Annotated in this window: 21 protein-coding genes and 3 tRNA genes; all 24 read left to right on the top strand. The window is 60.1% G+C overall.

The window, feature by feature from the left end; all coding sequences use genetic code 11:
* The first annotated feature begins 407 nt into the window (after nt 1-407).
* The 24 genes from FFI94_RS21885 (at nt 408) to FFI94_RS21770 (ending at nt 18,984) form a co-directional block, all read left to right on the top strand.
* Nucleotides 408-480 (top strand) — tRNA-Thr (locus FFI94_RS21885).
* A 45-nt stretch (nt 481-525) separates the two neighbouring features.
* A tRNA-Met gene (locus tag FFI94_RS21880) sits at nt 526-598 on the top strand.
* Between the two features lie 61 nt (nt 599-659).
* Entirely contained in the window at nt 660-827 is a 168-nt protein-coding gene (gene rpmG, locus FFI94_RS21875) for a 50S ribosomal protein L33 (RefSeq protein WP_003941903.1), read from the top strand.
* Nucleotides 828-955: 128 nt separating this feature from the next.
* Nucleotides 956-1,468, top strand: coding sequence for a (3R)-hydroxyacyl-ACP dehydratase subunit HadA (gene hadA, locus FFI94_RS21870; RefSeq protein WP_138873336.1), 513 nt, complete (start codon nt 956-958; stop codon nt 1,466-1,468).
* Entirely contained in the window at nt 1,455-1,880 is a 426-nt protein-coding gene (gene hadB / locus FFI94_RS21865; RefSeq protein ID WP_138869651.1) for a (3R)-hydroxyacyl-ACP dehydratase subunit HadB, read from the top strand. Before hadA ends, hadB begins: the two co-directional genes overlap by 14 nt.
* Before the next feature lie 185 nt (nt 1,881-2,065).
* Nucleotides 2,066-2,138, top strand: a tRNA-Trp gene (locus tag FFI94_RS21860).
* Nucleotides 2,139-2,169: 31 nt separating this feature from the next.
* Nucleotides 2,170-2,661, top strand: a complete 492-nt coding sequence (secE, locus tag FFI94_RS21855; protein WP_185993280.1) for a preprotein translocase subunit SecE — start codon at nt 2,170-2,172, stop codon at nt 2,659-2,661.
* 83 nt (nt 2,662-2,744) lie between these two features.
* The gene (nusG, locus tag FFI94_RS21850) at nt 2,745-3,596 is read left to right on the top strand and encodes a transcription termination/antitermination protein NusG (protein WP_138869649.1); all 852 of its coding nucleotides are present in this window, start codon (nt 2,745-2,747) and stop codon (nt 3,594-3,596) included.
* A 61-nt stretch (nt 3,597-3,657) separates the two neighbouring features.
* A complete protein-coding gene (gene rplK, locus FFI94_RS21845) occupies nt 3,658-4,092 on the top strand; it encodes a 50S ribosomal protein L11 (protein WP_003941896.1) in 435 nt (144 codons plus the stop codon).
* Nucleotides 4,093-4,204: 112 nt separating this feature from the next.
* Complete coding sequence (gene rplA, locus FFI94_RS21840; RefSeq protein ID WP_003941982.1) at nt 4,205-4,924, top strand: 50S ribosomal protein L1; 720 nt, start codon at nt 4,205-4,207, stop codon at nt 4,922-4,924.
* Nucleotides 4,925-5,083: 159 nt separating this feature from the next.
* Complete coding sequence (locus FFI94_RS21835) at nt 5,084-5,776, top strand: hypothetical protein (RefSeq protein WP_138869648.1); 693 nt, start codon at nt 5,084-5,086, stop codon at nt 5,774-5,776.
* Between the two features lie 399 nt (nt 5,777-6,175).
* On the top strand, nt 6,176-6,769 hold the full coding sequence (rplJ, locus tag FFI94_RS21830; protein WP_138869647.1) for a 50S ribosomal protein L10: 594 nt from the start codon (nt 6,176-6,178) through the stop codon (nt 6,767-6,769).
* Between the two features lie 78 nt (nt 6,770-6,847).
* On the top strand, nt 6,848-7,234 hold the full coding sequence (gene rplL, locus FFI94_RS21825; RefSeq protein WP_033236464.1) for a 50S ribosomal protein L7/L12: 387 nt from the start codon (nt 6,848-6,850) through the stop codon (nt 7,232-7,234).
* A 255-nt stretch (nt 7,235-7,489) separates the two neighbouring features.
* The gene (locus FFI94_RS21820; protein ID WP_313905579.1) at nt 7,490-8,605 is read left to right on the top strand and encodes an ABC transporter ATP-binding protein; all 1,116 of its coding nucleotides are present in this window, start codon (nt 7,490-7,492) and stop codon (nt 8,603-8,605) included.
* A gap of 9 nt (nt 8,606-8,614) precedes the next feature.
* On the top strand, nt 8,615-9,409 hold the full coding sequence (locus FFI94_RS21815; RefSeq protein WP_138869645.1) for an ABC transporter permease: 795 nt from the start codon (nt 8,615-8,617) through the stop codon (nt 9,407-9,409).
* Nucleotides 9,410-9,414: 5 nt separating this feature from the next.
* Nucleotides 9,415-10,275 carry an ABC transporter permease gene (locus FFI94_RS21810; RefSeq protein ID WP_033236461.1) on the top strand — a complete coding sequence of 287 codons (861 nt, stop codon included), beginning with the start codon at nt 9,415-9,417 and terminating at the stop codon, nt 10,273-10,275.
* Nucleotides 10,272-11,633: an MCE family protein gene (locus FFI94_RS21805; RefSeq protein ID WP_138873335.1), complete on the top strand. Its 1,362-nt coding sequence runs from the start codon at nt 10,272-10,274 to the stop codon at nt 11,631-11,633. Before FFI94_RS21810 ends, FFI94_RS21805 begins: the two co-directional genes overlap by 4 nt.
* A complete protein-coding gene (locus FFI94_RS21800; protein WP_138869644.1) occupies nt 11,630-12,709 on the top strand; it encodes an MCE family protein in 1,080 nt (359 codons plus the stop codon). The genes FFI94_RS21805 and FFI94_RS21800 overlap by 4 nt, the downstream gene beginning before the upstream one ends.
* A complete protein-coding gene (locus tag FFI94_RS21795) occupies nt 12,706-13,701 on the top strand; it encodes an MCE family protein (RefSeq protein WP_138869643.1) in 996 nt (331 codons plus the stop codon). Before FFI94_RS21800 ends, FFI94_RS21795 begins: the two co-directional genes overlap by 4 nt.
* Nucleotides 13,701-14,948, top strand: a complete 1,248-nt coding sequence (locus tag FFI94_RS21790; protein WP_138869642.1) for an MCE family protein — start codon at nt 13,701-13,703, stop codon at nt 14,946-14,948. Before FFI94_RS21795 ends, FFI94_RS21790 begins: the two co-directional genes overlap by 1 nt.
* Nucleotides 14,945-16,177: an MCE family protein gene (locus FFI94_RS21785; RefSeq protein WP_138869641.1), complete on the top strand. Its 1,233-nt coding sequence runs from the start codon at nt 14,945-14,947 to the stop codon at nt 16,175-16,177. The genes FFI94_RS21790 and FFI94_RS21785 overlap by 4 nt, the downstream gene beginning before the upstream one ends.
* Complete coding sequence (locus tag FFI94_RS21780) at nt 16,174-17,421, top strand: MCE family protein (protein ID WP_138869640.1); 1,248 nt, start codon at nt 16,174-16,176, stop codon at nt 17,419-17,421. The genes FFI94_RS21785 and FFI94_RS21780 overlap by 4 nt, the downstream gene beginning before the upstream one ends.
* Before the next feature lie 102 nt (nt 17,422-17,523).
* Nucleotides 17,524-18,180, top strand: coding sequence for a hypothetical protein (locus FFI94_RS21775; RefSeq protein ID WP_185993278.1), 657 nt, complete (start codon nt 17,524-17,526; stop codon nt 18,178-18,180).
* Nucleotides 18,181-18,216: 36 nt separating this feature from the next.
* Entirely contained in the window at nt 18,217-18,984 is a 768-nt protein-coding gene (locus FFI94_RS21770; protein ID WP_138869639.1) for a hypothetical protein, read from the top strand.
* Nucleotides 18,985-19,342: the final 358 nt, after the last annotated feature.

Genomic DNA, 19,342 nt, shown 5'->3' with positions numbered 1-19,342 from the left:
TGTGCCTTCTCGTGTTTGTGCCGCCGCTTCGTGTTCGTTCCGCCGCGGTACGTGCGGCTCGGTCCAGGAACAGCACCGCGGGGCAGCGCCCAGGAACAGCACCGTGCGGCGGCCGAACAGTAGTTGTAGGTGAACTAGTGGTTTGTAGGTGCAGAGAAGCGGTGCACAAGTCGTCAGAAGCGGTGTCACGACCGTTCTCGGGGCATGAGCGGCGAGTTATCGGGCGTGACCGGGCGTCATTGCGCCGATTCCCGTTGCGTCAAAGCCCTCGCCATGAGCTCGGATCGGTGCAACAATGGGCTGCGGCACTGATTTTGCCCCGATGACCTGGCGATTTGGTGCTGGAGCGCGTTCGTGTGTAATCTTTCGGAGGCTTCAAGAGAGCGGCAACGCACTCCGGAAGCCACGCCCCCTTAGCTCAGTCGGTAGAGCGTTTCCATGGTAAGGAAAAGGTCAACGGTTCGATTCCGTTAGGGGGCTCGCTGGATTGTGGTGCCGTGCTTTTTGCGCGACACTCGACACCGAGGCGGTGTAGCTCAGTTGGTAGAGCAAACGACTCATAATCGTTGCGTCGCCGGTTCAAGTCCGGTCACCGCTACACAATATGCATGATCCACCCTGATTGTTCGTAATCAGATACACCCGAAAGAAGGCATCCCGTGGCCTCCTCGACCGACGTTCGGCCCAAGATCACCTTGGCCTGCGAGGTATGCAAGCACCGTAACTACATCACCAAGAAGAATCGGCGCAACGACCCCGATCGCCTGGAGCTCAAGAAGTTCTGCCCCAACTGCGGAACCCACCAGTCGCATCGCGAGTCGAAGTAGCAAGTCCTTAACGGGACGACGATTTTCGCGGAAAACCCTCTCGGGGCCTGCGTCTTCGGGTCCCAGCTAGAAGAGAGTTTCTCCGCGTGACTGATTTGCAAGAGAACAAGGCAGCGGCCGAGGTCCCTATGGACCCGGCCGCTCATGCCGTCCAGATGGTCGGTCACCATTATCGTGTCGAAGACTTCTACGAGGTCGGGCGCGAGAAGGTGCGCGAGTTCGCTCGTTCCGTCCAGGATTCCCATCCTGCGCATTACGACGAAGCTGTTGCCAAGGGCCTCGGATACGAAGGCCTGGTTGCGCCGGTGACGTTTGTTGCGATTGTGGGCGGCATTGCTCAACGTCGACTCTTCGAAGAAGTTGTCACCGGCTACGACTTGAGTCAGATTCTCCATACGGATCAACGGATCGTGCTTCACGAACCGATCCAGGTGGGGGATCGACTTTTCTGCGACGTCTATCTGGATTCGTTCAGACAGGCAGCAGGTAGCGACATCATCGTGACCAAGAACATCATCACCAATCAGCACGGTCGTGAGACCGTCACGATGTGGACAACCCTGGTTGCCCGTACCGGTGGTGAGGTGGACGAGAACATCGCCCACGCAGTCAAGGACGTGATGATGCATGTCGCTTCGTAAATTTTCCGACGTGAGCGTCGGCGATCTTCTCCCTGAGAAGACCGTCACTCTCACGCGTGGAAACCTCGTCAACTACACCGGTGTGTCGGGAGATCCCAACCCGATTCACTTCAGTGACGAAGTTGCTCGACTTGCCGGCCTACCCGATGTGGTGGCGCAGGGCATGCTCTCCATGGGCATGGGTGCCGGATACGTCACCGAATGGCTGGGGGACCCGGGTGCGGTAACCGAATACAATGTACGGTTTACTAGTCCGGTGATAGTGGCAGCTGATACAGCTGCCGAGATCGAATTCACTGCCAAGGTGAAGTCGATCGACGAAGACAGCAAGACTGCAGTACTGGCAATTGTGGCAAAATCCGAAGGCAGAAAAATCTTCGGCCGCGCCACGGCCACAGTCCGTCTGGCCTGATAGCCGGGTAGATTGTGTTTGTTCCGGGGCTTTGAAGTACACTGAGATTTCTGGGATTCCTCAGCGCTGCGCGCTGCCCTGAACGTCGCAAGATGTTCAAGTGGGGTAGCGCGTATGTTGTGTGATCGCAGAGCGGTTAACCGAACCAGCAGGGCATGAAAGTGTCGGCTGTGGACGTCAACCAAAGGGGCGTAGCTCAACTGGCAGAGCAGCGGTCTCCAAAACCGCAGGTTGCAGGTTCAAGTCCTGTCGCCCCTGCCCCCGGATGCCAGCGACTGAGAGGAACGACGTGAGCGAGGATCGCGACAAGCGCGACGCCGACGCTTCGGACGCGGAGACTTCACCGTCTACCGGTTCGAAGGCTGTCGACGACACTGCAGCTGACGCGGCCACGCGTTCCGATCTGTCGCTGGACAAGGGAGATGCCGTTGAGGCACCTTCCGCATCGAGTGGGGTTTCCAACAAGCCGACCGGCAAGCGCGCTGCACGCGGCGCCTCGGTCGCAGCGTCCACCGTGAAGACTCCGGCACGGACGGCACCGGCAAAGCCGACTGCAAAGAACCCCGGCAAGAAGCCCAAGGCGAAGAAGGACAACATCTTCAAGCGCCTTCGCAAATTCTTCCGCGAGGTCAAAGCAGAACTCCAAAAGGTCATCTGGCCGAACCGCAAGCAGATGATCACCTACACCAGCGTCGTGCTGACGTTCGTGGTCTTCATGGTCGCTTTCATCAGCGGCGTCGATATCGCTGTGATCAAGGGCGTTACCTGGCTGTTCGGCTAATTGTCGAATCGTCGGGCGTCTTTGCCTGCGAGCGCGAGAAAGACCCGCACGGGTCCGAGTAACGAGAGGAAGCGAGTGCCCCAGTGAGCACCCCCGAGAACGACACGAATGAGGCCTTGGCCGAAGAGCGTGTTTCTGCCGAGGCGGCAGCCGAAGTAGATGTCGAGGCTGGCGAAGGCACCGATACCGACGCTGTCGAAGACGCTGCAGACGGCACCGAAGCCGCGCAGACTGAGGCAACCGAGGACGTCATCTCCGAGGACGCCGAGAACTCCGAAGACGCTGCTCCGGCGGCCGACATCGAAGTCGAGGATCCGGTTGCGGAACTGAAGGCTGCTCTGCGCCGCGCACCAGGCGACTGGTACGTCATCCACTCGTACGCCGGTTACGAGAACAAGGTCAAGACCAACCTCGAGACGCGTGTTCAGAACCTCGATGTCGGCGACTACATCTTCCAGGTGGAAGTTCCCACCGAAGAGGTCACCGAGATCAAGAACGGCCAGCGCAAGCAGGTCAACCGCAAGGTTCTGCCCGGCTACATCCTGGTCCGCATGGAACTCAACGACGAATCGTGGGGCGCAGTGCGCAACACGCCTGGCGTCACCGGATTTGTCGGTGCCACCTCGCGTCCGTCGCCGCTGTCTCTCAACGACGTCGTCAAGTTCCTGCTTCCTCAGCAAGAGCAGAAGAAGCAGCAGGCTGCAGCAGCTGCCGTCGCAGCGGGCGAGGCTCCGGTCGAGTCCTTCGGCAAGCCCCTCATCGAGGTCGACTTCGAGATCGGCGAATCCGTCACGGTCATGGACGGCCCGTTCGCGACATTGCCTGCCAGCATCAGCGAGGTCAACGGAGAGCAGCAGAAGCTCAAGGTCCTCGTATCGATCTTCGGTCGTGAAACTCCGGTTGAGTTGAACTTCAACCAGGTCGCGAAGATCTAACCCCCACACTTGCACTGTTAGACGCAAGACACACACCCAAGCTAGAAACTAGGAACTAGAGATGCCCCCAAAGAAGAAGAAGCTCGCCGGGCTCATCAAGCTGCAGATCCAGGCAGGTCAGGCTAACCCTGCACCTCCCGTGGGTCCTGCGCTCGGTCAGCATGGCGTGAACATCATGGAGTTCTGCAAGGCCTACAACGCGGCGACTGAGTCCCAGCGCGGCAACGTTGTGCCGGTCGAGATCTCGGTCTACGAAGACCGGACCTTCGATTTCAAGCTGAAGACCCCTCCCGCTGCCAAGCTGCTCCTCAAGGCAGCCGGCGTAGCCAAGGGCTCCGGCGAACCGCACAAGACCAAGGTTGCCTCGGTGACCATGGATCAGGTGCGCGAAATCGCGAAGACCAAGGCTGAAGACCTCAATGCCAATGACATCGAGCAGGCCGCGAAGATCATCGCCGGCACCGCTCGTTCCATGGGCATCACGGTCCAGGGCTGATTCAGCCAGCTCCACAGCATCACGTGGGAGGGCCGGCCAGGCCCTGACCACAACTGAACCATTCACCACTGCATCAAGTAACTCTCTGCAGTGATAAGTAAGGACAGAAGAAATGGCAAAGCGCAGCAAGGCGTACCTCGCCGCCGCTGAGAAGATCGACGCAGACAAGCTCTACAGCCCGCTTCAGGCTGCAAAGCTCGCCAAGGAGACGTCGTCCACCAAGATGGATGCAACCGTTGAGGTTGCAGTTCGTCTGGGCGTCGACCCCCGTAAGGCAGACCAGATGGTCCGCGGAACGGTCAACCTGCCCCACGGCACCGGTAAGACCGCTCGCGTCATCGTGTTCGCCGTTGGCGAGAAGGCAGCAGAAGCTGAGGCTGCAGGCGCTGACGTAGTCGGTGCAGAAGACCTGATCGAGCGCATCCAGGGTGGATGGGTCGATTTCGACGCCGCAATCGCGACTCCTGATCAGATGGCCAAGGTCGGCCGCATCGCCCGTGTCCTCGGACCCCGTGGCCTGATGCCGAACCCCAAGACGGGCACCGTTACCGCGGATGTCACGAAGGCTGTCAACGACATCAAGGGCGGAAAGATCAACTTCCGCGTCGACAAGCAGGCCAACCTGCACTTCGTCATCGGCAAGGCATCGTTCGACGATGAGAAGCTGGTGGAGAACTACGGCGCAGCGCTGGACGAGATCCTGCGTGCGAAGCCCTCGTCGGCCAAGGGTCGCTACGTGAAGAAGATCACGGTTTCGACCACCACCGGTCCGGGCATCCCGGTGGATCCGAACCGTACCCGCAACCTCCTCGAGGATGCTGCAGACGCGTAAGCAATTCGCATACGAACACGAAGGCCGGTAGGGATCACTCCCTACCGGCCTTCTTGTCTGTTGTGGGCAGGTCTGCCTCGCTGCCCCGGTGGTATCCGGTCCAGCAGTGGTATCCGGTCCAGCAGTAGCATCCGGCCCAGCAGTGGCATCATCGGGTGTATGCACGAAGCGTTCCAGGTCCTCGGAAATTTCTGGTGGGTGCTGTTCGTTTTCGGCGGCACCATCGGTGGGGCGCTGAAAGGTGTCGCGGTTGCCAACGAAAGGCGGATCGAGCGCCGGCAAGAGCGTTTCCGGCTCAAACAGCAGACCAAGGTCGCCATCGCGCAAGCCAAGGCGCAACATCACACCGATGAGGAGACGCAGCGTCGCGAGCTGGCGAAAGCCGTCGAGCAGCACGACGAGGTCGACGCCAGATGGTTCTCGTACGAGCTCGACCCGGTCACGCTGCTCGACACTCCGATGATGACGGACATGCGCGAGCCGTTGACGGCCGATTTTCATCGAGCCAAATATCGTGCCGATCTACTTCGACCAGGTAATCCCGAGACGATGATCGGAAACCAGCAGGCACAAACCGAATACCGCGAGTCGGTGCACGCTTACGCGATCGCCTTCGAAATCGCGGAAGCGGAAGCCAAGCGCCGTAGACGCAGCGGCTTCACCCTCGTCGAACAAGAGCGTCTGGTACGAGCGCAGCGTCTGCTGCGACTGGCCATGGACGAGGGCGCGACGCCACAGGAACGTCAGAGCGCGTACCGGAAGGCCCACAAGGAACTCGATGGACTGCTTGTATTGCCGGACCGAGCTCGGGCGGAGATCGAACACAAGATCGCCAGGGCCATAGGTGCGTGAAGAAGCAGGTGCGTGAAGAAGCAGGGGCGTGAAGAAGCGGGCGCCCGACGACGCCGATTTGGATTTCCGGAGAGCTGTCGGGTAGTCTTCAACGCGGAGTTCAGTGCTGGATATGAACTTCACCCCAAAATCATGTTCTACCCAAGACCGTTGGTTATTGCGCTTAGCGATGAGTGCAGTTGAAAGTCCGGAAGTGTCCGGCGACCCACGCAGGAGGACGAGGTAAGGGGGAATGCATTCTGTGGTGGTTCTTTTCGCTTCCGTTTGTCTCCTCTGTACGCCCCGTGCGCCCTGCGCCGGGGCGTTTTGCATGTCTACGACTTGTGGCTTGTCAGGTTCTCCTGGTGAGCCGCGGCGGTTCCGAAGTGGGATAACGACTGTCACGAGAGGAGGCGAAGTATGGCAAAGCCTGAGAAGGTTTCCGCAGTTGCGGAAATCACCGAGCAGTTCAAGGGTTCGACCGCTGCTGTGGTCACGGAATACCGTGGTCTGTCAGTGGGCAACATCACGACACTGCGACGCGCTCTCGGAGAAGGTGCCACCTACTCCGTCGCCAAGAACACCCTGGTTAAGCGTGCCGCCGCTGAGGCTGGCATCGAGGGCCTTGATGACCTGTTCGTCGGACCGACCGCCATTGCATTCATCAAGGGCGAACCGGTCGACGCTGCGAAGGCACTGAAGAACTTCGCAAAGGAAAACAAGGCGCTCATCATCAAGGGCGGCTACATGGACGGCGCTGCGCTGTCCGTGGACGAGGTCAACAAGATCGCGGATCTCGAATCCCGCGAAATCCTGTTGGCTAAGCTCGCCGGCGCGATGAAGGGCAACTTGGCAAAGGCCGCAGGCCTGTTCAATGCTCCCGCTTCGCAGATGGCCCGTTTGGCCGCTGCACTGCAGGAGAAGAAGGCCGCAGAAGGCGGAGCTGCAGAAGCTCCGGCCGCTGCCGCAGAGGCTGCTACCGAGGCTCCGGCCGAGGCTGAAGCCGAAAGCTGATCCGCACCCGCGCATCACTGCTATAACCCCGCCCGGTCGCGGATCAGCGACATGGGACTTACAGGAAGGACCGCCACAATGGCGAAGCTCAGCACCGAAGAGTTGTTGGACCAGTTCAAGGAGCTCACCCTCCTCGAGCTCTCGGAGTTCGTTAAGGCATTCGAGGAGACCTTCGAGGTCACCGCTGCTGCTCCCGTCGCCGTCGCCGCTGCAGGCGCACCGGCTGCCGGCGCAGAAGCTGCTGAAGAGCAGGACGAGTTCGACGTCGTCCTCGAGTCGGCTGGCGACAAGAAGATCCAGGTCATCAAGGTCGTCCGTGAGGTCGTTTCCGGCCTCGGCCTGAAGGAAGCCAAGGATCTCGTCGAGAGCGCTCCGAAGGCAATCCTGGAGAAGGTTTCGAAGGAAGCAGCTGAAGCTGCAAAGGAAAAGCTCGAAGGCGCCGGCGCGAAGATCTCCGTCAAGTAAGACGGTTTCTCCGCTGCTCACTCCGAGTAGTCCAAAAGAGGGTCACTTCCTACGGGAAGTGGCCCTCTTTTTTGTGTGGTGGATCCGGGGAGAATGTCCGGATCGCTGCAGGTCGGAAACGTGTCCGATTCAGGGTGCGTGTTAGTTTGTGCTTCTTACTTACTCGTTAGTAGTATTCGCAGTCACGGGTAACACTTCCATGCGATAGAGTGACCCAACCCACATCGGGTGGATGCATCGGACTGCGCGGAGGTAGTGGTGGGAGTAGAGGTAGCGGTAGACGGACTGACTAAGTCTTTCGGGTCGCAGAGGATTTGGCAGGACGTGTCGTTGACGCTTCCGGCCGGTGAGGTCAGCGCGTTGCTGGGGCCGTCTGGTACCGGCAAGTCGGTGTTCTTGAAGTCGTTGATCGGTTTGCTTCGCCCCGAGCAGGGTTCCATCGTGATCGACGGCACCGATATTTTGCAGTGTTCGTCGAAGGAGCTCTACGAGATCCGCAAGTTGTTCGGTGTGCTGTTTCAGGACGGTGCGTTGTTCGGTTCGATGAATTTGTACGACAATATTGCGTTTCCGTTGCGTGAGCATACGAAGAAGTCGGAATCCGATATCCGCAAGATCGTGATGGAGAAGCTCGATCTGACGGGTCTGGTCGGGGCCGAGGACAAACTTCCGGGTGAGATTTCCGGTGGTATGCGTAAGCGCGCCGGCCTGGCTCGGGCGTTGGTTCTGGATCCGGAGATCATCTTGGTGGACGAGCCGGACTCGGGTCTCGATCCGGTGCGTACGACGTACATCAGTCAGACGTTGATCGACATCAATGCGCAGTCCGATGCCACGATTTTGATCGTTTCGCACAACATCAATCTTGCTCGGACGGTTCCGGACAATATCGGGATGTTGTTCCGTCGGCAGCTGGTGATGTTCGGTCCGCGTGAGGTGTTGCTGACGTCGGATGAGCCGGTGGTCAAGCAGTTCTTGAACGGCACGATGATCGGTCCGATCGGTATGTCGGAGGAGAAGGACGAGGCTCAGATGGCGCACGAGCAGGCGCTCGTGGATGCCGGTCACCATGCTGGTGGTGTCGATGGCGTGGAAGGCATTGTGCCGCAGATGAAAGCCACGCCGGGCAATCCCGAGCGCCAGGCTGTTCGTCGTCGTCAGGAACGCGTCCGCCAGATCATGCACACGCTGCCGGTGAACGCGCAGGCGGCAATCCAGGACAGCCTCAACGAGGAGGCCGGTCAGTTCGACCACGCTTACGCGGACGCCAATGAGTACCAGGGGGAGTGGGACGGCAGTTCGCAGGACACACAGGTAATTCCAGCTTATGAGGGTGATCCGTACGGAAACACAACTCACGGACAAGGGTAGGCATAACGAATGGCGGGTACCCGCAACTCGGTTCTGAGTCCTGTACACGGGGCACTGACTCAGGCCGGCAACATCGTCGAGCTATTTGTCGACGTCGTGAAGAACACGTTCAGACGGCCGTTTCAGTTTCGCGAGTTCATCGAGCAGGCCTGGTTCATCGCCAGCGTCACGATTTTGCCGACGGCGCTTGTCGCGATTCCGTTCGGTGCTGTCGTTTCGCTGCAGACCGGTTCGCTGATCAAGCAGTTGGGTGCTGAATCGTTCACCGGCGCAGCGAGTGTTCTCGCGGTGATTCAGCAGGGCAGTCCACTGGTGACCGCCTTGCTGGTTGCTGGTGCGGCCGGGTCGGCGGTCACCGCCGACCTGGGTTCGCGGACAATCCGCGAAGAGATCGACGCCATGGAAGTCCTCGGCATCAATCCCATTCAGCGACTTGTGGTTCCGCGAGTGCTGGCGATGGTGCTCATTGCCGTGCTGCTGAACGGATTGGTTTCCGTAGTCGGTATCGCGGGTGGCTACTTCTTCAATGTGATCCTGCAGGGCGGTAACCCCGGTGCGTACATCGCATCGTTCTCGGCGTTTGCGCAGCTTCCGGATATCTGGAGCGGTGAGATCAAGGCTGCGGTGTTCGGTGTCATTGCCGGAGTCATCTCCGCCTACAAGGGGCTGCACCCGTCGGGTGGACCCAAAGGTGTTGGCGAGGCGGTTAACCAGGCCGTTGTCATCACGTTCCTGTTGTTGTTCTTCGCCAATCTGATTCTGACGATGGTGTACCTCCAGATCGTGCCGGCGAAGGGATCCTGACCTACATGACCATCGCACGAGGCCGCGGCGATCAGTTTCTGCTGAAAAGCCGCAAAGTAGCCAGAATGCCGCTCAACGTGCTTGATCGCGCGGGAGAGCAGATGTCGTTCTACGCGCGGGCCATCGCCTGGACACCGCGCACACTGCACCGCTACCGCAAGGAAACACTGCGCCTGCTGGCTGAAGTGACCTTCGGCAGTGGAGCGTTGGCCGTCATCGGTGGAACTATCGGCGTCATCGCGATGATGTCCGGGTTCACCGGCGTCGTCGTGGGATTGCAGGGGTTCGCGGCGCTGGAACAGTTGGGCAGCTCGGTCCTGACCGGCTTCCTGTCTGCGTACGTCAATACCCGTGAGATCGCGCCGATCGTTGCCGCGCTAGCCCTTTCGGCGACCGTCGGGTGTGGTTTCACCGCACAACTCGGAGCTATGCGTATCTCCGAGGAGATCGACGCACTCGAGGTGATGGCGGTTCCGTCGGTTCCCTTCCTGGTGACGACTCGCATGATCGCCGGCTTTGTCGCCGTCATCCCGCTCTATATCGTCGGTTTGCTTGCCGCCTATCTGGCCTCGCGCGTAATCAGCACGGTGTTCAACGGCCAGTCGACGGGGTCTTACGACCACTACTTCAACTTGTTCCTGCCACCGCAGGACGTGCTGTATTCGTTTGCCAAGGTTCTGGTCTTCGCGTTCGTTCTGATTCTGATCCACTGCTACTACGGATTTCACGCTTCGGGTGGACCGGCCGGCGTCGGTGTGGCCGTCGGGCGCGCCGTTCGTGCGGCAATCGTGACTATCGCAGTGCTGGACTTCTTCCTCAGCCTCGCAATTTGGGGAACTACGACAACAGTGAGGGTGGCCGGATGATCGAGGCTCCGTCTGTTCTGCGCCGTCGTGTGCTGGGAATTGTGTTCTTCGTTGTGTTGGCACTGTTCCTCACTTTCACGATCGGTGCGTTCAACAAGACGTTTACAGACGTGGTGAAGGTCGATCTCCTGTCCGATTCCGTCGGAAATGCGTTACCTCCCAACGCGGATGTCAAGGTTCGTGGAATGTTGGTCGGTGAGGTGCGATCCGCGTCGACGACCGATGGCGTCGTCACGTCGGTCCTCGCGATCGAGCCGGACAAGGCCGAGTTGATTCCCTCCGACGCGACGGCTCGTTTGCTTCCGAAGACACTGTTCGGTGAGCGGTACGTGTCGCTGATCATCCCGGAAGGGACAACGGCTCCGCCTATATCGGCCGGCACTGTGCTCCATCAGGACAAGAGCGGCAATGCGATCGAGGTCGGCGAGGTCTTGGACGGGTTGCTCCCGTTGCTGCAGGCCATACCGCCGCAGGATCTGGCGAACACCCTGGGCTCGCTGGCACAAGGCTTGACCGGTCGCGGAGCTGAGCTGGGATTCACGGTGGACCGCCTCGAGGAAATTTTCCGTGAGGTCAACACGGAACTTCCGGCTCTGCAGGAGGATCTGCGCAAGTTCGCCGACTTCTCGCAGACTTATTCGGAGGCCGCGCCGGATCTGGTGAACGCTCTCGACACTCTGCGCACCACCGGAAACACCGTGGTGGAGAAGCAGAAACAGGTCAACACTCTGTTGGCTTCGCTGACGGCGACGTCGTCGACCACTGCGGCGTTCCTCGAGACGAACGCGCAGTCGATCATCACCTTTGCCGCAGACTCCCGCGAGGCACTGCAACTGCTCGCGCAGTACTCGCCGACGTTCGGATGCACCTTCAAGGGTTTCTCCGACACTGCGCCGGAGGCTGCCAAGATCTTGTCCGTGGATGCGCCCAACCCCGGTGTCCGCGCGAACATTCAGATTGTGAATCCGAAGGGGCGCTACATCCCCAACCAGGACGAGCCCCGACTGGTCGACAATCGCGGACCGGTTTGCTACGACAATGTCACCGAGCCCGGTCGACCGTTCCCGCAGTATCCCGGCGGTTCGTACGGCGACGGCTCTTATCAGGTTCCCTCACGCAACGGCGGTCCGGAAACACTGCAGTTCCTGCCGGCTCCGGAAGGTTCGGGACCGCAGATGTTCTCGACCAACACCACAGGTCCGGTGCAGCAAGCCGGATATGCGGGTTCGCAACTCGAAGAGGATACGTTGAAGGTCATCTACGGCCAGGCTAATGGTGTTGCACCGGAGAATGTTCCGTCCTGGACCACCATGGTCAGCGCTCCCGCTTTCACCGGTGCGGAGGTGAGCTTCCAATGAGAGGTCTTGCAGCACCGCTGACCAAGCTCATCATTTTTGTGGTCGTCACGATCCTGGCAACAGGCTTGCTGGCGGCGAGTATCGCAAACCTCGGAGGAGGCGGCGGAACCAAGTTCAATGCCGTGTTTTCCGACGTCACCTCGCTGAACGAGGGCGACGAGGTTCGGATTGCCGGCGTGCGGGTCGGCCAGGTCGAGAAGATCGCCATCGTCAACGACAACCAGGCCGAAGTGCAGTTCTCGGTTTCCGATCGAGATTGGTTGCCGGCCAGTTCCATTGCCACGATCCGCTTCCGGAACCTGGTCGGTCAGCGTTACATCTCGCTGTCTCAGGGTGAAGGCAGCCAGGGCAAGAAGCTGACCGCAGGCGAAACACTCCCTCTCGAGCAGACCCGACCGGCCGTCAACCTCACGACGCTGTTCAACGGTTTCAAGCCGTTGTTCACGACGCTGAGCGCCGACGACGTCAACAAGCTGTCGTACCAGATCATCCAGGTTTTCCAAGGTGAATCGGGAACCATCAGCGAACTCGTCCGCAACACCGCGAGCCTGACAAACACCGTGGCGGACAAGGACATTGTCATCGGTGCGGTGATCAAGAACCTCAACGAAGTGCTGTCGACGGTGAACGCGAACGACAAGAATCTCGATTCGCTCATCGTCAACACACAGCAGCTGGTCACCGGACTTGCAAACGAACGCGGAGTTGTCGGCTCTGCAGTCACCTCGCTTGCCGGACTGACGGATGCAACAGCGGACCTGCTGGAGCCGACGCGACCGTCGATCCAGGGATCGATCACGGCACTGGACACACTGGCGACAACGCTGAACCGTCGTAGCGACGATGTGAATGCAGTGCTCGAGACCTTGCCCGTCAAGCTCGACAAGTTGGCCAGGGTCGCAAGCTACGGTTCGTGGTTCCAGTTCTACCTGTGCGGAATTGACATCGTTGCAGGTCCCGGCCAGTCGGCTTCGCTGAACCTGCCGACCGGGTTGCCGACTGTCAATATGCCGATCTACACCAACGCGGCCAAGCGATGCACTCAAGACGGAATGAAGGAGTTGCAGGGCCGATGAAAAAGCGTCGTAGTCCGGCAATGGCCGGCGCCATAGGTATCGTCGTGGTGCTTCTCGCAACGGTGTCCGCCTTCTTCATGGATTCGCTCCCCTTTGTCGGGGCAGGTTCTTCGTACGCGGCAGAATTCTCGGAAGCTGCGGGGCTCAAGCCAGGTAACGAGGTCCGCATCGCGGGTGTGAAGGTCGGCAAGGTGACATCAGTCGATCTCGACGGTGACCGCGTTCTGGTCGACTTCAAGGTCAAGGATGCGTGGGTCGGCGATCAGACGTCGGCGTCCATCCAGATCAAGACGATTCTGGGGCAGAAGTACTTGGCGCTGGATCCGCGTGGTACTGAAAATCTGAACCCGAAGGACCGAATTCCGTTGGAGCGCACGACGGCTCCGTACGACGTCGTCGAGGCTTTCTCGTCGGCCGCCGACACTGTCGGTGACATCGACACAGACCAGTTGGCGCAGAGTATGGAGACGTTGTCGGAGGCTTTCTCCGAGACGCCGGATGACGTCCGGGCATCGCTCGACGGTGTGAGCCGGTTGTCGCAGACAATTGCGAGCCGCGATCAGGACCTGCAGAAACTGTTCGAGGCAACGGGGAAGACGTCGCAGATCTTGGCGGACCGGAACAAAGAGTTCACGCAACTGATCAGCGACGGCGCTCTGCTGGTGCAGGAGTTGAACAACCGCCAGCAGGCGATCTCCCAGTTGCTCACCGGAACTCAGCGGGTGTCACAGCAACTCACCGGATTGGTTCGCGACAACGAAGCGGCAATCGGGCCGGCGTTGACGCAACTCAACGGTGTCATCGACATCCTGGAAGCCAACAACGAGAACTTGGACAAGGCTCTGAAGCTCTACGAACCCTTTATTCGCCTGTACGCCAACGTGGTCGGCAACGGCCGTTGGTTCGACCAGGTTGTTGTCAACCTTCTTCCTCCTGGTCTGCCTCTGATTCCGGGCCCTCGTGATCCGATTCGCACGTTGGGAGGTAACTGATGGCTGATATCACTGAAGCCGAAAGTGGCTCCAAGAAGCGAACTCTGGCGATCGTTGCCGCAGCGTTGGTCGGCGTGATGGTGGTCGGTGGCGCCCTGTGGTGGGTGTTCACCCGCGCGGGCACGACAACGATCACGGCGTACTTCGACAAGTCCATCGGTATCTACGACGGTTCCGACGTCCGGGTTCTGGGCGTAAAGGTCGGCACTGTCACCTCGGTGCAGCCGCAGGGTGATCAGGTCAAGGTCGACCTCCGGGTGGATCGCGGAATCGACATACCGGCGGATGCCAATGCAGCACAGGTGACTCCGTCAGTGGTGGCGGACCGCTACATTCAGTTGACTCCGGTGTTCACCGGCGGCAACAAGATGACCAGCGGTTCGGTGATTCCGATCGAGCGCACCGCCACCCCGGTCGAGGTTGATCAGTTGTACGCGAGCATCAACGACCTTGCGTCGGCGCTCGGACCGGAAGGTGCCAACAAGGACGGTGCGCTGTCCAAGTTCGTCGAGACCGGTGCCGCGAACCTCGACGGAAACGGTGCCGCGTTGGGGGAGAGCATCACCCAGTTGTCCGATGCGGCTCGTACGTTGAACGACTCGCGTGACAACATCGCGGTCACCATCAAGAATCTCAACACGTTTGTCGGAGCGTTGGCGACCAACGATCAACAGGTGCGTCAGTTCAACACTCAGTTGTCCGACCTCACGGGATTTCTGGCCGGTGAACGCGACGATCTCGGTGCCGCTCTGAATCAGTTGTCCTTCGCTCTCGGTGATGTCGCGAAGTTCGTGGCAGACAACCGTGATCAGTTGGCGACCACGGCGGAAGGCCTGATTGCGCCGACACAGACGTTGGCGAACAACAAGGAAGGGCTTGCCAACACCTTGACCATGTTGCCGCTCGCCATTTCGAATCTCGTGAATTCGTACGACGCCGAATCCGGTGTTCTCGCTTCACGTCTGGCCTTCCCGGACTTGCAGAACCCGGCTGAGGTGATGTGCAAGTTGATGGATCTCGGCAAACTCGTTCCGGGTAATCCTCAATTCGAAGAGTTGGGACGGCAGATGCAGCCCGCCATTGATCAGTGTGTGGCGGTGGCAGCCATGACAGATGCGGCCGACCAGGCCAAGAACATGAATCTTCCGTTCGGCATCCTGGCCGGTCCGGAGCGTCAGATGCAGGTAGTTCCCGGCACTGTTCCCGGTGTCGTGTCACCGCGACTGAGCAGCGGGGAGGGCGAGTGAAGCGCACAGTGATTGCCGGAGCTGGGCTTGTAGTCCTGCTCGGTGCGAGTGCTTGCTCATCGGAGGGGATCTATGCCGTACCGCTTCCGGGCGGTCCTGACGTCGGTTCGAATCCCATGAACCTGACCATTCAATTCGACGACGTCCTCGATCTTGTTCCGCAGTCCGCGGTCAAGGTGGACGGAGTTCCGGTCGGTCGGGTAGAGAAGATCGGGGTGGGTCCGGACGGATGGACCGCCGATGTGGGGATCATCCTGGATTCGTCGGTGGACTTGCCGGCCAACGCGGTTGCGGCCGTGGAACAGACCAACTTGCTCGGCGAGAAGTTCATTCAGCTGTCGGCTCCACCGAGTGGAGCGGACACCACCGCGAAGCTGGCAGACGGTGACCTGATTCCGTTGGATCGCACGCGGCACGCCACCGAGATCGAACAGGTTCTCGGTGCATTGTCACTGCTGCTCAACGGCGGCGGTGTCGGCCAGTTGCAGCCCATCGTCAAGGAACTCGGCGCGGCATTCGACGGACGTGAAGGAAAGACGAGAAGTCTTCTGGAACAGGCAAATGCTCTGATCGGTGGCCTGAACGAACAGCGTGAGGACATTACTCGCGCGCTCGACGGTCTCGACGTGTTGTCCAGTCGAGTCAACGAGCAGAACGACAAGATCGCCAAGATTCTCGACGAACTCCCGGTGGCAACTGCGGTGCTCAACGAGCAGCGACCGCAGTTGACGCAGATGCTCGCGCAGGTGGACCGCCTCGGAACAGTGGGAACCGACGTCTTGACACAGTCCAAGGACGATCTGATCGCGGATCTTCAGGCTTTGCGGCCGACGTTGCAGGCCTTGGCGGATTCGGGTGACGACTTCGTGGGTGCCCTACCTTTCCTGCCGACCTTCCCGTTCCCGGACGGAGTGGAGAAGATCGCTCAGGGTGGATCGGTGAATCTGTTTCTGGCTGTCGACCTGCAAATCGGTAACACACTCTCCGGACTTGGTGTCGGGCAGGGAGATCCCGAGTATCGCCAGCCAAAGTTCGGTGATCCCAAGCCGGTGGTGGATCCGTCCAATCCGTATTACAACGGAAACGGCCCACGGCCGGGGTGGCCCACAGTGTCACTGCTCCCGATCGCTCCGATCCTGCCGCAGTTGCCGGTAGCACCTACAGTCGGCGCCCCGCTCAACCCCATCCAGGGAATGCTGGATCAGTTCGGAATCGGTGGTGGACAATGAGATCGGCTCTGGTCAGATGGCAGCTCGTCGGCTTCGTGTTGGTGGCGCTCCTCGGGCTCGTCTATGTGGGCGGCAAGTACGTTCGCCTCGACAATCTCCTGGGTTTCGGGCAGTACACGGTCAAGACGGAACTGCAGACGTCAGGCGGCATCTTCACCAATGCCGAAGTGACATATCGCGGTGTGCCGGTGGGGCGGGTCGGCGACTTGTCGTTGACGGAGGACGGGATCGAAGTTGATCTGAAGATCGACAACAATGCCCCGCAGATCCCGGCGTCGACGAGGGCCGTCGTGGCCAACCGTTCGGCAATCGGCGAACAGTTCGTCGATCTGGTCCCCGATACCGATCAGGGCCCGTTCCTCGAGGACGGTTCGGTGATCGCAGTGGGGGACACCGCGACGCCCGTTCCGGTTGAAGAAGTGTTGACCAGTGCCAATGGTCTGGTCCATTCCGTGCCCGTTGACGCCCTGCACACCGTCGCAGTCGAGCTCGGTGCAGCCTTCAACGGCAAGGGTGAGGACATTCAGGTTCTGGCCGACTCGTTGTCCGGACTCTCCCAGTCCGGCCTCGACACCTTGCCTCAGACGCTCGGATTGATCCGGGACAGCCAGACGGTGCTCACGACCCAGTCGGACCAATCGTCGTCCATCAAGCAGTTCAGCGCCGACCTCGACGTCATTGCCGCACAACTACGGACCAGCGATCCCGATATCAGGCGTCTGATCGACAACGGCATCCCGGCCAGCGAGCAGATCGGGGCACTTGTCAACGAGACCGGGCCGGCACTGACAACCGACCTGACCAACCTGGCGTCGTTCACCCAAACGCTGGCACCCCGGGCCATTGCGTTGCAACCGTTCCTGATCTTCCTCCCCGGCCTGGCTGCGGCCGCGCCGACGGTGGCTCCTGGTGACGGAACCGTGCATCAAGGGCTGGTGTTGGAGACGAACAACCCGCTGTCGTGCACCGTCGGATACGAAGGCACCATGGCGATTCTCGCTGACATGAAGCGTCAGGATCCCAACTTCGACGACACGCAGCAGGATTTCCCGTTGAACACCGCGGCGTCGTGTGAGGTTCCGTTGGGCAGCGAGACGGGCGTTCGCAGTGCCAATCGGGTTATCTACGCGGATCCCGGCACGATTCAACCGTGGGACTTCACACCGAAGGTCGATCCTGACAAGTTGAATCTCAATCCGATCGCTACCCAGTTGGCGCCGATTCTCGGAGTGACGCCGAAGTAAAGTGCCCCAAGGTGCGCTATTGGGTTGGGGCAGTTGAGGATTCACGGCCATGAAGCATGCGCCGCCAGAGTCCGGACAGAACAGGTAAGTAGGGTAGTAAGCGTGATTCAGAAAAGCAGTCCGAAGGGGTTGACGGCACCGCTTGTTGCGGTCGGCGTTCTCCTCGTAGCCGCACTTGTTGCGCTAGGTGTGTTCGGCGTCCCGTACGTGAAGGCGCTGACCACCGACCGCACCACCGCAGAGATTCGCGACGAGGCGTTGATCGGCGCCCAGCAGGTTGCGATCAACCTCAACAACGCAGACTCGGCGAATCTCGATGCGTCGATCGAGACCATGCGGTCTTCGGTCACCGGCGACGAGATGACGGTGTATCTCCAGAGCGTTCAAGACTCCATCACGGACGAACTGCGGAACTCCGGATCCAAGGCCGATGCCGAGGTGATGTCCGCTGCGCTCACCGAACTCAACACCGATGACAGGACTGCGACGGCTCTTGTCGTCGTGAAGGTAACCACTACCCAAGGCAACCAGTACGTGAAGAACCAGGTCGGCATGCGATTGGGCATGGTCGAGGTGGACGGTATCTGGAAAGCTCAGTCGGCCGAACCCGTCGGCAACCGGATCGATCTGGAGTCGGGCACATTGCCGGGCGCCGACGGCACCGCCAGTTCCGATGGGTCGACGCCGGCAACCGAGGGCACACCAGCGCCCATCGAGGCGCCCGCACCGAGCGTAGGGGGCGATTCAGGTGGCCAGTAGTCAGCCTCGATCAGCCATCCGAAGGAGAAGCGCGTAATGCCACCGAAGCGCAAAGCCGGTATGCCTGCAAACCAGAACCGTCGGCCGAAGATAGCCGGATCGGCCCGCTCGCTGAACGTCCCCGCGGGGACGTCGCCCGAGGAACCGGTGAACGTCGAGGCAGTCGAGACCAAACCAGTCGAGACCAAACCAGTCGAGACCAAACCAGCCGAAACCAAGGCGGCGGCCCCGAAGGTAAGTATCCGGAAGGAAGCCAAGCCCAGTCCGGAGAAGGAACCGCCTGCGCCGGAGTCCGAGGAAATTAAGCAGACGAGTCGTACCTCGTGGCCGCTGGTTGTCGGGGTAGGGGCAGCAGCGGTGGTGGTCGCGGTCCTTGCAGGTTTGGCGTTCTTCAAGGTCGGCGCCCAGATGGACGACGTGGCATGGGTCGACGAGGGCGCGACGGCTGAGGTGCTGCGGGTTACTCCGCCGGCGCTGGAAGCGGTGTTCACGTTTGCACCCAGCACGTTCGATGCTGATTTCGACAAGGGCTTGCAGGGTCTGAACCAGGCCATGCGTGATCAGCTGACGCAGTACAAGGACACCCAGAAGGCGGGCGTCGAACAGACCCAGACGGCAACGACAGCGGATGTCACGGAGATCGGTGTCACCCGGCTCGAAGAGGATCGAGCGCAGCTGCTCGCGCAGTTGAACGTGAGTTCCACGCAGAGTGGTGTCGCTGCCGATTCCCGGTCCGGGATGGTTGTCGTCAGCTTGGAGAAGCAGGACGGTAATTGGCTGATCTCGGAGATTCGCGACCGCTGACAAATGTGTGCGACGAGCTGGACCGGAAATGGATTCCGGTCCAGTTTTTCGTATCCGGCTCGGTGACTGGCTACACTACCGACGATGGTGTTCGAATCGAGTCGGTTGACTGTTCGAATGCCACGACTTACCTCGGCGCTCTTGACGGGGCGGTCCGTAAGGTCCACTCTGATCGGTGAACATGCACGGACGAGTGATCGGCAGTCTCACGTCAGCACCTGAATCAGACCCTCAGCTACACCCGACTCGACATTTCCTGAGTAAGGGTGTACTTTTGGACGTTGCGCTGGCTGCCTCCTGTCCACCCCTCGTCTCAACCGCTGCGAAGTCAAGTACTTCTTGCTTTCTGCGACGGGTT

Source organism: Rhodococcus sp. KBS0724 (genome assembly GCF_005938745.2).
Taxonomy (GTDB): Bacteria; Actinomycetota; Actinomycetes; order Mycobacteriales; family Mycobacteriaceae; genus Rhodococcus_F.
Note: the sequence above shows the minus strand (reverse complement) of the source record. Positions and strands in the feature narration are given on the sequence as shown.

Coding starts and splice junctions, on each gene's coding strand:
- rplL (WP_033236464.1), top strand. CDS start 6,848: ATGGCGAAGCTCAGCACCGAAGAGTTGTTGGACCAGTTCAAGGAGCTC.
- FFI94_RS21780 (WP_138869640.1), top strand. CDS start 16,174: ATGAGATCGGCTCTGGTCAGATGGCAGCTCGTCGGCTTCGTGTTGGTG.
- FFI94_RS21810 (WP_033236461.1), top strand. CDS start 9,415: ATGACCATCGCACGAGGCCGCGGCGATCAGTTTCTGCTGAAAAGCCGC.
- hadA (WP_138873336.1), top strand. CDS start 956: ATGGACCCGGCCGCTCATGCCGTCCAGATGGTCGGTCACCATTATCGT.
- rplA (WP_003941982.1), top strand. CDS start 4,205: ATGGCAAAGCGCAGCAAGGCGTACCTCGCCGCCGCTGAGAAGATCGAC.
- FFI94_RS21815 (WP_138869645.1), top strand. CDS start 8,615: ATGGCGGGTACCCGCAACTCGGTTCTGAGTCCTGTACACGGGGCACTG.
- FFI94_RS21795 (WP_138869643.1), top strand. CDS start 12,706: ATGAAAAAGCGTCGTAGTCCGGCAATGGCCGGCGCCATAGGTATCGTC.
- FFI94_RS21805 (WP_138873335.1), top strand. CDS start 10,272: ATGATCGAGGCTCCGTCTGTTCTGCGCCGTCGTGTGCTGGGAATTGTG.
- rplJ (WP_138869647.1), top strand. CDS start 6,176: ATGGCAAAGCCTGAGAAGGTTTCCGCAGTTGCGGAAATCACCGAGCAG.
- FFI94_RS21835 (WP_138869648.1), top strand. CDS start 5,084: ATGCACGAAGCGTTCCAGGTCCTCGGAAATTTCTGGTGGGTGCTGTTC.
- FFI94_RS21770 (WP_138869639.1), top strand. CDS start 18,217: ATGCCACCGAAGCGCAAAGCCGGTATGCCTGCAAACCAGAACCGTCGG.
- FFI94_RS21800 (WP_138869644.1), top strand. CDS start 11,630: ATGAGAGGTCTTGCAGCACCGCTGACCAAGCTCATCATTTTTGTGGTC.
- rplK (WP_003941896.1), top strand. CDS start 3,658: ATGCCCCCAAAGAAGAAGAAGCTCGCCGGGCTCATCAAGCTGCAGATC.
- hadB (WP_138869651.1), top strand. CDS start 1,455: ATGTCGCTTCGTAAATTTTCCGACGTGAGCGTCGGCGATCTTCTCCCT.
- FFI94_RS21790 (WP_138869642.1), top strand. CDS start 13,701: ATGGCTGATATCACTGAAGCCGAAAGTGGCTCCAAGAAGCGAACTCTG.